This window comes from Bradyrhizobium sp. 14AA (genome assembly GCF_054185205.1).
Genome location: NZ_JAVAYM010000003.1, coordinates 144,221 through 157,959, shown reverse-complemented (window position 1 = coordinate 157,959; position 13,739 = coordinate 144,221). Strand labels below are relative to the sequence as shown.

The 13,739-nt window shown below is 64.8% G+C and carries 11 protein-coding genes and 1 other RNA gene; 7 read left to right on the top strand and 5 right to left on the bottom strand.

Annotated features, from left to right (window positions below; all coding sequences use genetic code 11):
* Positions 1-769 precede the first annotated feature (769 nt).
* From RAD15_RS08535 to RAD15_RS08525, 3 genes are read left to right on the top strand one after another with little or no spacing between them, the layout of a single operon-like run.
* Positions 770-1,234, top strand: a complete 465-nt coding sequence (locus RAD15_RS08535; RefSeq protein ID WP_458176334.1) for a (2Fe-2S)-binding protein — start codon at positions 770-772, stop codon at positions 1,232-1,234.
* An 8-nt stretch (positions 1,235-1,242) separates the two neighbouring features.
* A complete protein-coding gene (locus RAD15_RS08530; protein ID WP_458176332.1) occupies positions 1,243-3,411 on the top strand; it encodes a molybdopterin cofactor-binding domain-containing protein in 2,169 nt (722 codons plus the stop codon).
* Positions 3,408-4,751 (top strand): c-type cytochrome, encoded by a 1,344-nt coding sequence (locus RAD15_RS08525; RefSeq protein WP_458176330.1) that lies wholly within the window; start codon positions 3,408-3,410, stop codon positions 4,749-4,751. Before RAD15_RS08530 ends, RAD15_RS08525 begins: the two co-directional genes overlap by 4 nt.
* A 188-nt stretch (positions 4,752-4,939) precedes the next feature.
* On the opposite strand, the gene RAD15_RS08520 is transcribed toward RAD15_RS08525, so the two are convergent.
* The 5 genes from RAD15_RS08520 to RAD15_RS08500 form a co-directional block, all read right to left on the bottom strand.
* Complete coding sequence (locus RAD15_RS08520) at positions 4,940-5,764, bottom strand: TIGR00282 family metallophosphoesterase (RefSeq protein ID WP_458176328.1); 825 nt, start codon at positions 5,762-5,764, stop codon at positions 4,940-4,942.
* Positions 5,742-6,338, bottom strand: coding sequence for a 5-formyltetrahydrofolate cyclo-ligase (locus RAD15_RS08515; protein ID WP_458176326.1), 597 nt, complete (start codon positions 6,336-6,338; stop codon positions 5,742-5,744). The genes RAD15_RS08520 and RAD15_RS08515 overlap by 23 nt, the downstream gene beginning before the upstream one ends.
* A 206-nt stretch (positions 6,339-6,544) precedes the next feature.
* Positions 6,545-6,705, bottom strand: a non-coding RNA gene (gene ssrS / locus RAD15_RS08510) — 6S RNA.
* A gap of 268 nt (positions 6,706-6,973) precedes the next feature.
* On the bottom strand, positions 6,974-7,357 hold the full coding sequence (locus RAD15_RS08505; protein WP_028150902.1) for a cell division protein ZapA: 384 nt from the start codon (positions 7,355-7,357) through the stop codon (positions 6,974-6,976).
* Positions 7,354-7,674, bottom strand: coding sequence for a DUF4164 domain-containing protein (locus tag RAD15_RS08500; RefSeq protein WP_458176324.1), 321 nt, complete (start codon positions 7,672-7,674; stop codon positions 7,354-7,356). Before RAD15_RS08500 ends, RAD15_RS08505 begins: the two co-directional genes overlap by 4 nt.
* 380 nt (positions 7,675-8,054) lie before the next feature.
* Between RAD15_RS08500 and tkt the strand changes: the two genes are divergently transcribed.
* The 4 genes from tkt (at position 8,055) to fba (ending at position 13,715) form a co-directional block, all read left to right on the top strand.
* Entirely contained in the window at positions 8,055-10,070 is a 2,016-nt protein-coding gene (tkt, locus tag RAD15_RS08495) for a transketolase (RefSeq protein WP_458176322.1), read from the top strand.
* A gap of 170 nt (positions 10,071-10,240) precedes the next feature.
* On the top strand, positions 10,241-11,248 hold the full coding sequence (gap, locus tag RAD15_RS08490; RefSeq protein WP_458176320.1) for a type I glyceraldehyde-3-phosphate dehydrogenase: 1,008 nt from the start codon (positions 10,241-10,243) through the stop codon (positions 11,246-11,248).
* Positions 11,249-11,390: 142 nt separating this feature from the next.
* A complete protein-coding gene (locus RAD15_RS08485; RefSeq protein ID WP_458176318.1) occupies positions 11,391-12,587 on the top strand; it encodes a phosphoglycerate kinase in 1,197 nt (398 codons plus the stop codon).
* Between the two features lie 60 nt (positions 12,588-12,647).
* Positions 12,648-13,715, top strand: coding sequence for a class II fructose-bisphosphate aldolase (fba, locus tag RAD15_RS08480; RefSeq protein ID WP_453947846.1), 1,068 nt, complete (start codon positions 12,648-12,650; stop codon positions 13,713-13,715).
* Positions 13,716-13,739: the final 24 nt, after the last annotated feature.

Sequence of the window (13,739 nt, the reverse complement as noted above, 5' to 3'; positions counted from 1 at the left end):
CGGCCGCGGCGCCGGCACTCCGGCGTGCCTGAAACAAAAAAGCTCGAAAACAACCCCATGCACAGTAGCCGGGGCGTGCGAAATCAATGAGTTGGGCGCCCGGTGAACGCTGTCGGCTGGGCGTGGTTCACCTCTCCCCGACGGGAGAGGTGCTTCGAGTGTCGGACGCACACTGATGCACCATCAATCGGTTGACCCGTCGGGCAAAACAGAGGCATAATGCTATTATTCCGAAATCGCGTAATCTCGTCCCAGCCTTCTCCAGCTAGATAGAACGATCGCGGGCAACTTCCTGGCGGCCGCCTGAGCAAGCGCCTCGTCCTTCGAGACGACCGCTCCGCGGTCCGGTCCCTCAGGATGAGGCTCAGCAGCGTCAGCGCCCGCTAAAATTGGTGCCTCGCACTCCGCCCTCATCCTGAGGGCCCCGCCATAGGCGGGCGTCTCGAAGGATGGACCGCAGGCGAGCCGTCCCTGACTTTCCAAATCGCACGACTTTCGTCATCGCATGATTTTGCGCTTTCGCACGATCGCCTGCGGCGATCGACGATGCGCGCGACGAAAATGCGTCAAAACATGACGATTATCATACCAAATAGCCCAGACCGTCGCAGCGATCGCCGCACAAATTCGTGAACGTCATGGTCTGACGTGCCGAGCGCGCAAATATGCATTGCTGCGAATTTGGAAGCTTCATCGCTTCGCGTCGTTATGATTAGGGTCGCGCGCAAATCGCCGACGCCGCAAGCGCTCGTCGAGCAAGGGGATGCATATGGCAACTGTTCTCACCATCAACGGCGAAACGAAATCGTTCGACGCGCCACCGGACATGCCGCTGCTGTGGGTGCTGCGCGACATCCTCGGGATGACCGGCACCAAGTTCGGCTGCGGCATCGCGCAATGCGGCGCCTGCACGGTGCATGTCGACGGCAAGGCCGTGCGCTCCTGCGTGCTTCCGGTGAGCGCCGTCGCGAACCGCGCCGTTACCACCATCGAGCATGTCGGCAGCACGCCATCGGGCGCGAAAGTGCAGAAGGCCTGGCTCGACGCCGAAGTGATCCAGTGCGGCTACTGCCAGTCCGGCCAGATCATGTCGGCCGCCGCGCTGCTGGCGGCAACGCCCAATCCTGACGATTCCGACATCGACGCCGCGATGGCCGGCAACATCTGCCGCTGCGGCACCTATGTGCGCATCCGCGAGGCCATCAAGCACGCGGCCAACGGCCGGCAGTCGTGAGGTTCGCCATGAATGCACACAACAGCGTCTCCCGCCGTTCGCTGCTGACCGGCGGCCTCGCCACCGGTTTCCTGCTCGCCTTCCATCTGCCGCTGCGTGCCGCCGTCAACGAGCCGGTGCAGCCGCCTGACGTGACCGACGGCAAGTTCGCCCCTAACGCCTTCATCCGCATCGACGCGGATGGCGCGACGACGCTGGTGATGCCGCAAGTCGAGATGGGCCAAGGCATCTACACCTCGATTTCGATGATCCTGGCCGAGGAACTCGACGCCGACTGGTCGCAGGTCAAGCTGCTGCACGCCCCCGCCAACGAGAAGCTCTACGGCAATCCGATTTTCATCATTCAGGCAACCGGAGGCTCCACATCGGTCCGGGCGTTCTGGAAACCGCTGCGTGAGGCCGGCGCAAGCGCGCGCGCCATGCTGGTGCAGGCCGCAGCCGCGCAATGGCAGGTCGATCCCGCCAGTTGCACGACATCGAAGGGCCAGGTGACGCACAAGGCGAGTGGCCGGACGCTCTCCTATGGCGCGCTGGCGGCCGCCGCAGCCGGCCAGACGCCGCCCAAGGATGTCCCGCTCAAGGACCCCAAGGATTTCGTCTATATCGGCCAGCCGCTCAAGCGGCTCGATACTCCCGACAAGGTCAATGGCAAGGCCGTCTACGGCATCGACGCCATCGTGCCGGGCATGAAGTTCGCGACGCTGGCGCAGTGCCCGGTCTTCGGCGGCAAGGTCGGCAAGGTCAATGACCGCGCCGCCAGGAAGATTCCCGGCGTACGTCAGATCGTGGTGCTCGACGATCTCGTCGCCGTTGTCGGCGATCACATGTGGGCGGCGAAGAAAGGTCTTGATGCACTTGTAATCGAGTGGAACGAGGGACCCAACGCGAAGATCAATTCGAAAGCGGTCTGGGATCATCTGCGCGCCGCCAGTGAGAAGGACGGTGTGGTCGCCAAATCCACCGGCGACATTGCCAAGGGCCTCGCAGCTGGTGAAAAACTCGAAGCTTCGTTCGAACTGCCGTTTCTTGCGCACGCCACGATGGAGCCGCTGAACGCCACGGTTCATTGCAAGCCCGATTCCTGCGAAATCTGGACCGGAACGCAGATCATGGCGCGCGTGCAGTCGGAAGCGGCGAAGGCGGCCGGACTTCCGGTCGACAAGGTGACCGTCAACAATCACCTGCTGGGCGGCGGCTTCGGCCGCAAGCTCGAGCCGGACATGGTGGTCGCGGCCGTTCGCATCGCCAAGCAGGTCGACGGGCCGGTCAAGGTGGTGTGGACCCGGGAGGAGGACATGCAGCACGATGTCTATCGACCGGTCTATCGCGACACGATCGCAGCGAGCCTGTCCGGCGGCAAGATCGTCGGCTGGAAATACAAGATCACGGGTGCGGCGATCCTGGCGCGCTGGCTGCCGCCGGCCTTCCAGAAAGGTATCGATATCGACGCGATCGATAGTGCCACCGACGTGCCGTACGACATTCCGAATTTCCACGTCGAATATGTGCGGGCCGAACCGCCGGCGATACCGACCGGGTTCTGGCGCGGGGTCGGCCCCAACAACAACGTGTTTGCCGCCGAATGCTTCATGGACGAGCTGGCGCGCAAGGCAGGAAAGGATCCGATCGAGTTTCGTCGCGCGATGCTCGGCAACCAGCCGCGCTTCCTGTCGGTCCTCAACCTCGCCGCGGACAAGGCGGGCTGGGGTCAGCCGCTGCCAGCGCGCGTCGGGCGCGGCGTGTGCTTGCAGCCGTCTTTCGCGAGTTGCATCGCCACCGTGGTCGAGGCGGAAGTCGACGAGCAGGGCGAGATCAATTTGCGCCGCGTGACCTCCGTGGTGGACACCGGTATCGCGATCAATCCGGATACCATCGTGGCGCAGGTCGAGGGCGGACTGATCTTCGGCCTCACTGCTGCGCTCTACGGCGAGATCACCATCGACAAGGGACGGGTCCAGCAATCCAACTTCAACGATTACCGGATGCTGCGGATCAATCAGACACCCAAGATCGAGGTTCACGTCGTCAAGAGCGGCGAGGCACCTGGCGGGATCGGCGAGACCGGCACGACCGCCGGACCTCCGGCGCTGCGCAATGCGATTTACGCCGCAACCGGCGTGGCGCTGCGGCGCCTGCCGATCGACCGGAAACTGCTGGCTGCGGGGAAGAAGGCATGAGCAGGACAATGCGTATCCTCACTGGCCTCGTCGTGATCGCCATCGTCGCGGTCGGGATCGGTATCTTCATCATCCGCGGCCCCGGCCCGCTCGACTTCGCCGGCGGCAGCAAGGTGGCGCTGGCGGATTACCGCGCCGGCAAGCCGACCGGTGTGCCGGCCAGGCTGGAGAAGGCAAGCCTGGTCGAACGCGGCGAATACCTCGCCAAGGCCGCCGACTGCATGGTCTGCCACACCAAACCGGGCGGGAAGGACTATTCCGGCGGGCTCGCCTTCAAGCTGCCGTTCGGCACGCTGTATTCGACCAACATCACGCCGGACAAGGACACCGGCATCGGCAATTACAGCGACCAGGATTTCCTCAACGCGGTCCAGCGCGGCAAGCGTCATGACGGCGCGCGGCTCTATCCGGCGATGCCGTACACGTCCTACACCTACATGACGGACGAGGACGTGCTGGCGGTGAAGGCCTACCTGTTCAGCCTGCCGGCAGTGCGCGCGAAGGCGCCCGACAACACGCTGTCGTTCCCGTTCAACCAGCGCTGGGCGATGATTGTCTGGTCAGCCGTGTTCAATCCTGACACGCGCTTCACGCCTGATACCTCGAAAAGCCCGGAGTGGAACAGAGGCGCGTATCTCGCGGAAGCGCTGGCGCATTGCGGTGAGTGCCACACGCCGCGCAATCTCGGCTTCGCACTGGACAACCGCAAGAAATTTGCCGGGGCGATCACGGCCGGCTGGCGTGCCTTCAACATCTCCTCCGACAAGGCGACGGGTCTCGGCAACTGGCGCGACGAGGACCTGATCTCGTATCTGTCGCTCGGCCATGCGCCGGGCCACGGCTCGGCCTCGGGCCCGATGGGTGAAGCGGTCGATCACAGTTTTAGCCAGTTCGCCCCCGAAGACATCAGCAGCATCGTTGCTTACTTGCGCAGCGTGCCGCCGCAGCCCTCGCCCGACCTGCCCGCCACCACGGCACCCGTCGCGCCCGCCTCGCACAAGGACGGCGTCACGGCGGATGCACGCGGCAAGAAGGTGTTCGCCAGCGCCTGCGCCAGCTGCCACGGCTGGAGCGGCGAGAGCCCGGTGTCGCCGATGGCAACGCTGACCGGCACCTGGGCCGTCAACGACCCCGCCGCCACCAACGTCGCGCAGATCGTGCTGTCGGGCACCAAGCGGCATACGCCGGATGGCGCCCTGTCGATGCCGGCGTTCGGCAATGCGTATACGGACGACGAGATCGCGGCGGTGGCGAATTATGTGACGGCGCGGTTTGGTGCGAAGGGCTCGAAGCTGACGGCGAAGGATGTGGCGGAGCTGAGAGGGCAGACGGCGGAGTAATCTTTCCGCGAACACCGCTGCACCCTCTCCCCTTGTGGGAGAGGGTGGCTTCGCGAAGCGAAGCCGGGTGAGGGGTTTCTCTCCGCGAGTCCCATCTCGATTGAGCGCGCGGAGAGAACCCCTCATCCGGCGCTTCGCGCCACCTTCTCCCACAAGGGGAGAAGGTGCAGCGGAATTTGTTGCGCTAGCTAGCTCAACCAGAACCTCGGCGTCGCCGGCTCCAGCCTTCCGCCCACACGCACCGGCGCAATCTTCAGCGCGAGCCCCGTTGCGTCATCCGTCTCCACGGCGACACCGCTCAACGTCGCAGCGCCCGCCGCAGGCTCGAATCTCCCCGACGGAATCCCCGACGTAAACCTCCGCAGCGGCTCTTCCTTCTGCATGCCGATGATGGAGTCGTAATCGCCGGTCATGCCGGCGTCGGTCATGTAGGCGGTGCCGCCTGACAGGATCTGGTGGTCGGCGGTCGGCACGTGGGTGTGCGTGCCGACGACGAGGCTGGCGCGGCCGTCGCAGAAGAAGCCGATGCCCTGCTTCTCGCTGCTCGCCTCGCAATGGAAATCGACGACGATGGCATCCGCAGCGACGCCGAGCGGACAGGCGCCGAGCTCGCGCTCGAGCGCTGCGAAGGGATCGTCGAACGGGGTCATGAAGACGCGGCCCAAGGCGTTGACGACGAGCGCATGCTTGCCGTTCTTGGTCTCGACCAAAGCGGCGCCGCGGCCGGGCGTGCCGCGCGGGTAGTTCGCGGGTCGCACCAGGCGGTCGGCGCGCTCGATGAAGACAAGGGCCTCGCGCTGGTCCCAGGAATGATTGCCGAGCGTCACCGCATCGGCGCCGGCGTCGAGAAACTCCTGGTAGATCGCTTCCGTGATGCCGAAGCCGCCCGCGGAATTCTCGCCGTTGACGACGACGAGATCGAGCGACCAGTCCTTGACCATGCCGGGCAGATATTCGGCGATGGCGTTGCGGCCGCTACGGCCGACGACATCACCCACGAAGAGAATGCGCAACTTCAGAACTCCGGAAATCGAACACGTCCGATTCCGTTAGCACATAATCCAGCGCGACGTCGTGGGATAGTGCCGGAACCGCCTTGATCTCCTGCGCCGCGAAAGCGAGCCCGATGCCGACGATTTGCTTGGCTTTGCGCAAGTGCGCGAAGGTGAAATCGTAATGCCCGGCGCCATAGCCGATGCGATGGCCGAGACGGTCGAACGCCGCGAGCGGCGTCAGCATGATGTCCGGGATGACCTCGCTTGCTGCCGGCGACGGTTCGGGAATCCCGAGCGGGCCGAGCATCAGGCGATCGTTCGGATGGAAGATGCGGAAGATCAGCGACTGGCCGCGCGCGGTGACGCAAGGCAGCGCCAGCTTTGCGCCCTCCTCCGCGAGCTTCTTCAGCAGCGGCATCGGATCGATCTCGCTACGGATCGGCGAATAGCCGGAGACGATGCTGCCGGGCAGCAGATCAAACGGCAGCCCGCGCTTGGCGAGCTTTGCAGCGGCGGCGACGCGCTTCTTCTCGCTGAGCGCGTCGCGCGCCGCCAGCGCTTTGGCACGGAGTTCGGCTTTCGAATTGGACATGCGCATTGGTCCCCCACGTCATCACCCGCCTTGTGCGCACTTGCGCACTGGAGCGGGTGATCCAGTATTCCAGAGGCGGTGATGATTCACACAAAGGCCGCGGCCTACTGGATGCCCCGGTCCCCCGTGCGCAATTGCGCACTAGCGGGGCATGACACCTGCTGAACTGGCCGCAGTCGTTTCAACAAGTACAAACCAAACAAAAGTGCGAAGCCGCAAACGCCGTTGAAGCACTCGATCCCGGAGTTCCCTACGAAAGTAGGTGGGCACCATATGTCCGGGCCCACGGGCCCGGCCAGGGACAGTTCCCTAAAGGATCGATAAGGCCCCGGGGATATATGGCTCCTGACGCGCGTCGCAGCCTCGCCCGGGCAATGTAACAACGATACTGACGAATCGCCAGCCCGACGAGCAGCCCTGCTTTCGCGGCCCTCACGGTGCCACCCTCCCCTGGAGGGGGAGGGTCGATCGCGCGTAGCGCGAGCGGGGTGGGGACACGGACACTGTTGGAGGTGGAGAGACCGTCACCCCACCCCGCTACGCATTTCGCTTCGCTGCATGCGTAGCGACCCTCCCCCTCCAGGGGAGGGTAAGCGCGCGGACACATCGAGCAAATTAGCTGCGATCCGTGGCCCCTACCCGATCGCGATCCCGTTGCCGACGGTCCGGTTCAGGACCTGGGTGGACTTCTCGATGCGTTCGGCCGCGGCGTTCAGGGCGTTCACCACCGCGGTCTGCGTCATCCGGGCGCGCTCGACGGCGGCGTTGCGGAAATCCCGCAATTCGGTCAGCTCCTGCTCCATGGTACGGACGCGGTTGCCGACATCGACCAGCTCGTCGCAGACGGTCAGCGCCGCCATCACGGTGAGGCGCGCGTCGCCGATCTCGCCGAATTTTCCGCGCAGCGATTGAATCCGCGTCTCCAGGCTTTCGGCGAGCTTGAGCAGCCGCACCTCCTGGCCCTCCTCGCAGGCCATGCGGTATTGCCGGCCGTTGATGGTGACGTTGATGTGGCTCATCCGTCCTCCCCGGTATCGAGCACCGAACGTATCGTGACGATCGCGGAATCCAGCCGATCGGAAATCTCGCGACTGCTGCGCTCGAGCTTGCGCGCCTTCACCAGCGCTCCGTCGAGCTCGTCGGCGAGCCGCGAGCGGTCCGCGCCGAGCGCCTGGATTCGCGCCGCGAGTTCGTTCTCGTCGCGATCGGCATCGCGCCGCCGCTCCACCGCGCTTTCGAGCGCGTCGAGCGCCGCCATCAGCCTGCGGGTCGCGATCTCGATCTCGACCGCGGAGGACTCCGTCATGGCGGAACTGTTGGACACGCGATCGTTCATATAGTCAGCGGTGGAACCTGGCGGCCTTTGCCCAGTGGCCTTTTCCTGGGGCTTGCCGCCCGGCAAAAGACTCGGTTCGGCAAGCGGTTACAAGCAGAAATTTACGTGGCAAGCTAGCCTAGCGCAACGCCGCCGCGAAACTATGCACCGATAGATCGGCCCTCGGCATGCCGGCCGGCTGGTTCCGGATCTGCATGATCCGCGGCTGCGGCTTTTTCCGGATCATGCCGTAAGCAACTTTTGCGGCCAAACCGGCGTTTGATTGCCTTGGACTCCCGGAACCGAGATGCTATCCAGCCCCCAACCTCCGGTGACCGCCAGGCTCGATCCAGCGCGGCGCACACGGCCATCAAGCACCTCATTCCAGACGGATTTTCATCATGATGCAGCTCGATGCCACCCGTATGGCCCATACGCAGGTCGACCACACCCGTATGGCCAACGCGATCCGCGGCCTTTCGATGGACGCCGTCGAGAAGGCGAAATCGGGTCATCCCGGCCTGCCGATGGGCGCCGCCGACATCGCTACGGTGCTGTTCACGCAGTTCCTGAAATTCGATGCCGCAGCAATCAACTGGCCCGATCGCGACCGCTTCGTGCTCTCCGCCGGCCACGGCTCGATGCTGCTCTATTCGCTGCTGTATCTCACCGGCAATGACGCGATGACGCTGGACCAGCTCAAGAACTTCCGCCAGCTCGGCTCGCTGACCCCGGGCCACCCCGAGAACTTCCACACCAAGGGCATCGAGACCACCACCGGCCCGCTCGGCCAGGGCATCTCGACCGCGGTCGGCATGGCGCTCGCCGAGAAGATGCTCGCCGCCGAGTTCGGCAAGAAGATCGTCGACCACCACACTTTCGTGCTCGCCTCCGACGGCGACCTGATGGAAGGCGTGTCGCAGGAAGCGATCGCGATGGCCGGGCACTGGAAGCTCAACAAGATGATCGTGCTCTACGACGACAACGGCATTTCGATCGACGGCCCGACGTCGATCTCCGACTCCGTCGACCAGGTAAAGCGCTTCAAGTCGGCGGGCTGGGCCGCCGAGAAGATCGACGGCCACGACCAGGCCGCCATCGCGGCTGCGATCACGCGCGCGAAGAAGTCGAACAAGCCGACGCTGATCGCCTGCCGCACCACCATCGGCTTCGGCTCGCCGCACAAGGCCGGGACGTCGAAGGTGCATGGCGAGGCGCTCGGCGCCGACGAGCTCAAGGCCACCAAGGAAAATCTCGGCATCTCGCTCGAGCCGTTCTCGGTGCCCGAAGACGTGCTGAAGGCCTGGCGCGCCGCCGGCAGCCGCGGCGCGGTGGCACGGCAGGAATGGGAAGCACGGCTCGGTGAGCTCGGCAGCCGCAAGCGCGCCGAGTTCGAGCGCCGCCTGCGCCATGAACGCCCCGCATCGCTCGCGAAGGCCGTGCGCGCCTACAAGAAGGAGCTGCTGGAAAAGCCGATGACGGCTGCCACCCGCAAATCCTCGGAAGCCGTGATCGAAGTCATCGCCGGTGCCATGCCGATGGAATTCCTCGCAGGCTCGGCCGATCTCACGGGGTCCAACAACAACAAGGCGAAATCGGCAACCGCCTTCTCGGCCAAGACGCCGAAGGGCCGCTTCATTCACTACGGCATCCGCGAGCACGGCATGGCGGCTGCGATGAACGGCATCTTCCTGCATGGCGGCTTCGCGCCGAACGGCGCGACGTTCCTGGTGTTCACTGACTACGCGCGGCCCGCGATGCGCCTTGCCGCGCTCATGGGCGCCGGCGTCGTCTACGTGATGACCCACGATTCCATCGGCCTCGGCGAGGACGGCCCGACCCATCAGCCGGTCGAGCATCTCGCCGCGCTTCGCGCGATTCCGAACATGCGCGTGTTCCGTCCCTGCGATTCCGTCGAGGTCGCCGAATGCTGGGAGCTCGCGCTCAACCGCATCGACGGTCCGACCGTGCTGGCACTGACGCGCCAGAACCTGCCGCAGCTCCGCACCACCGCGCCGAACGACAATTCTTGCGCGGCCGGCGCCTACGAGCTGGTCCCGGCCCAGGGCGAGGCCAAGGCGACGCTGTTCGCCTCCGGCTCCGAGGTCGAGATCGCGGTCGCGGCCCAGAAGCAGCTTGCGGAACGCGGCATCCCGTCGCGGGTCGTCTCGGTGCCCTCGCTCGAGCTGTTGTTAGCGCAACCAGAAGCCAAACGCGCCGCAATCATCGGGAACGCACCGGTGAAGGTCGCGATCGAGGCCGCGGTGCGCTGGGGCTGGGATGCCGTGATCGGCCAGGATGGCGAATTTATCGGCATGCATTCGTTCGGCGCGAGCGCGCCGGCGAAGGATCTCTACAAGCATTTCGGCATTACCGCCGAGGCTGCGGTCAACGCCGTGCTGAAGCGCGTTACCTGAGAGTTGAGCTTGCCAAAAAAAAGGACTACGTAATCTCTCATATGATCAAGCACCGCCCGGCCGAACCGGGCGTCCGCCCCTAAAAAACCCTCGCAGGCGCGTAGAGCGCGTTGTGCGGGAAGATTAGGCGTTATCGAACCCGTCATTGAACGGTCATAAGGAGATGAAACATGGCAGTCCGCGTCGGAATTAACGGTTTTGGCCGCATCGGCCGCAACATCCTGCGGGCTATCGCAGAGTCCGGCCGCAAGGACATCGAGGTCGTCGGCATCAACGACCTCGGCCCGGTCGAGACCAACGCTCATCTGCTTCGCTTCGACTCCGTGCATGGCCGTTTTCCCGGCACCGTCACCGTCGATGGTGACACGATCAGCCTCGGCGGCAGCAAGATCAAGGTGACCGCCGAGCGCGATCCCTCGAAGCTGCCCTGGAAGGATCTCGGCGTCGACATCGCGATGGAATGCACCGGCATCTTCACCTCGAAGGACAAGGCCTCCGCGCATCTGACCGCAGGCGCCAAGCGCGTTCTCGTTTCCGCGCCCGCCGATGGCGCCGACGCCACCATCGTCTACGGCGTCAACCACGACACGCTGACCAAGGATCATCTGGTCATCTCGAACGGAAGCTGCACCACCAACTGCCTCGCGCCGGTTGCCAAGGTGCTGAACGACCTGGTCGGCATCGAGACCGGCTTCATGACCACGATCCACGCCTATACCGGCGACCAGCCGACCCTCGACACCATGCACAAGGATCTCTATCGCGGCCGTGCGGCTGCGATGTCGATGATCCCGACCTCGACCGGCGCCGCCAAGGCGATCGGTCTCGTGCTGCCCGAGCTGAAGGGCAAGCTCGACGGCGTCGCGATCCGCGTGCCGACCCCGAACGTCTCGGTCGTCGACCTCAAGATCATCGCCAAGCGTGCCACCGACGCCAAGGAAATCAACGCGGCGATGAAGCGCGCCTCCGAGCAGCAGCTCAAGGGCATCCTCGGCTACACCACCGCGCCGAACGTCTCGATCGACTTCAACCACGATCCGCACTCCTCGACCTTCCACGAGGACCAGACCAAGGTGCAGAACGGCACGCTGGTGCGCGTGATGTCCTGGTACGACAACGAGTGGGGCTTCTCGAACCGCATGGCGGACACCGCCGTCGCGATCGCGAAGAAGATCTAACTCCGCTCTCGTGTCCCGGACGCGATGCAGCGTGAAGCGCTGCTTCGCAGATCCGGGACCCATGTCCCTCCTGCGTAGGTCCCGGTTCTGCAGCGCACCGCTTTGCGGCTAGCGCAGCGCCCGGGACAAGAGAGAGTGTCCGATGGCGAACAAATTCCGCACCCTCGACGACGTCGACGTGAAGGGCAAGCGCGTGCTGCTGCGCGTCGATCTCAACGTGCCCATGGACAACGGGCGCGTCAGCGACGCAACGCGGCTCGAGCGCGTCGCGCCGACCATCACCGAAATCTCGGACAAGGGCGGCAAGGTCATCCTGCTCGCGCATTTCGGCCGGCCGAAGGGGCGCGATGCCAAGGACTCGCTCAAGCCCGTCGCCGAGGCGCTGTCGAAGGTGGTGAAGAAGCCAGTTGCCTTCGCCGACGATTGCATCGGCGAGCCCGCGGCCAAGGCCGTGGCGGCGCTGAATGACGGCGACATCCTGTGCTTGGAAAATACCCGCTTCCACAAGGAAGAGGAAAAGAACGATCCGGGCTTCGTCGCGGAGCTCGCAAAGCTCGGCGACATCTGGGTCAGTGACGCGTTCTCGGCCTCGCACCGCGCCCACGCCTCGACCGAGGGCCTCGGCCACAAGCTGCCGGCCTATGCCGGCCGCACCATGCAGGCCGAGCTCGACGCGCTGGAGAAGGCGCTGGGTTCGCCGACCAAGCCCGTCATCGCGATCATCGGCGGCGCCAAAGTCTCGACCAAGATCGACCTGCTGGAAAACCTCGTGAACAAGGTCGACGCGCTCGTGATCGGCGGCGGCATGGCCAACACCTTCCTGCACGCCCAGGGCGTCGCCGTCGGCAAGTCGCTGGCCGAGAAGGATCTCGCTCCGACCGCGCTGCGCATCATGGAGAAGGCGGAAGCCGCCAACTGCGCGATCATCCTCCCCGTCGACGCCACCGTCGCCTATCACTTCGCGGCGAACGCGCCCTCGCATGCCTATGGGCTCGATGCGATCCCGGCCGAGGGCATGATCCTCGACGTCGGCCCGCAATCGATCGCGCGCGTCCACGCCGCGATCGACGACGCGGCGACGCTGGTCTGGAATGGACCGCTCGGCGCCTTCGAGATGCAGCCCTTCGACCGCGGCACGGTCGCGGCCGCAAGGCATGCGGCCGAGCGCACCAAGTCGAAAAAGCTGATCTCGATCGCGGGCGGCGGCGACACCGTCGCGGCCCTCAACCAGGCCCATGTGGCCGGTGACTTCACCTATGTCTCGACCGCCGGTGGCGCATTTCTTGAATGGATGGAGGGCAAGCCCCTGCCCGGCGTCGAGGTCCTGCGCGTCAAGTAACAATCGGCAAGTCGTCGGCGGCCCAAGAGCCGCTCAAGACCCAAACGGAGAAAAAAACACATGGCTCGGATCACGTTGCGTCAATTGCTCGACCATGCGGCGGAGAACGATTACGGCGTACCGGCCTTCAACATCAACAACATGGAGCAGGCGCTGGCGATCATGGACGCGGCCAACCAGGTCGACGCGCCCGTCATCATCCAGGCCTCGCGCGGTGCGCGTTCCTACGCCAACGACATCATGCTCAAGCACATGATGGACGCGGTCACCGAGATCTATCCGCACATCCCGGTCTGCGTGCATCTCGACCACGGCAACGAGGCCGCGACCTGCATGACCGCGATCCAGGCCGGCTTCACCTCCGTCATGATGGACGGCTCGCTGAAGGCCGACGGCAAGACCCCCGGCGACTGGGGCTACAATGTCGGCGTCACCAAGACCGTGACCGACATGGCCCATCTCGGCGGTATCTCGGTCGAGGGCGAGCTCGGCGTGCTCGGCTCGCTCGAGACCGGCATGGGCGACAAGGAAGACGGCCACGGCGCTGAGGGCAAGCTGAGCCATGACCAGCTCCTGACCAATCCGGACGAGGCCGTGAAGTTCGTGCAGGAAACCAGGGTCGACGCGCTCGCGATCGCGATGGGGACGTCTCACGGCGCCTACAAATTCACCCGCAAGCCGGACGGCGACATCCTCGCCATGAACGTGATCGAGGAGATCCACCGCAAGCTGCCGAACACGCATCTGGTGATGCACGGCTCCTCGTCGGTACCGCAGGACCTCCAGGACATCATCAACGCCTATGGCGGCAAGATGAAGCCGACCTGGGGCGTGCCGGTGGCCGAGATCCAGCGCGGCATCAAGCACGGCGTGCGCAAGATCAACATCGACACCGACAACCGCATGGCCATGACCGGCCAGATCCGCAAGGTGCTCAAGGACAATCCGGAAGAGTTCGACCCGCGCAAGTACCTGAAGCCCGCGATGGAAGCGATGACCAAGCTGTGCAAGCAGCGGCTCCAGGAGTTCAACACCGCGGGGCAAGCCTCCAAGATCAAGAAGGTCCTGACCACCGCCGAAATGGCCAAGCGCTACGCCAAGGGCGAACTCGACCCCAAGGTGGCGTAAGGACCGGCACGCTCTGCCCTCTCC

Excerpts from the sequence above, each read along its gene's own strand:
- RAD15_RS08535 (WP_458176334.1), top strand. The coding sequence starts at position 770 with ATGGCAACTGTTCTCACCATCAACGGCGAAACGAAATCGTTCGACGCG.
- RAD15_RS08530 (WP_458176332.1), top strand. The coding sequence starts at position 1,243 with ATGAATGCACACAACAGCGTCTCCCGCCGTTCGCTGCTGACCGGCGGC.
- RAD15_RS08525 (WP_458176330.1), top strand. The coding sequence starts at position 3,408 with ATGAGCAGGACAATGCGTATCCTCACTGGCCTCGTCGTGATCGCCATC.
- RAD15_RS08515 (WP_458176326.1), bottom strand. The coding sequence starts at position 6,338 with ATGTCCAATTCGAAAGCCGAACTCCGTGCCAAAGCGCTGGCGGCGCGC.
- RAD15_RS08505 (WP_028150902.1), bottom strand. The coding sequence starts at position 7,357 with ATGAGCCACATCAACGTCACCATCAACGGCCGGCAATACCGCATGGCC.
- RAD15_RS08500 (WP_458176324.1), bottom strand. The coding sequence starts at position 7,674 with ATGAACGATCGCGTGTCCAACAGTTCCGCCATGACGGAGTCCTCCGCG.
- tkt (WP_458176322.1), top strand. The coding sequence starts at position 8,055 with ATGATGCAGCTCGATGCCACCCGTATGGCCCATACGCAGGTCGACCAC.
- gap (WP_458176320.1), top strand. The coding sequence starts at position 10,241 with ATGGCAGTCCGCGTCGGAATTAACGGTTTTGGCCGCATCGGCCGCAAC.
- RAD15_RS08485 (WP_458176318.1), top strand. The coding sequence starts at position 11,391 with ATGGCGAACAAATTCCGCACCCTCGACGACGTCGACGTGAAGGGCAAG.
- fba (WP_453947846.1), top strand. The coding sequence starts at position 12,648 with ATGGCTCGGATCACGTTGCGTCAATTGCTCGACCATGCGGCGGAGAAC.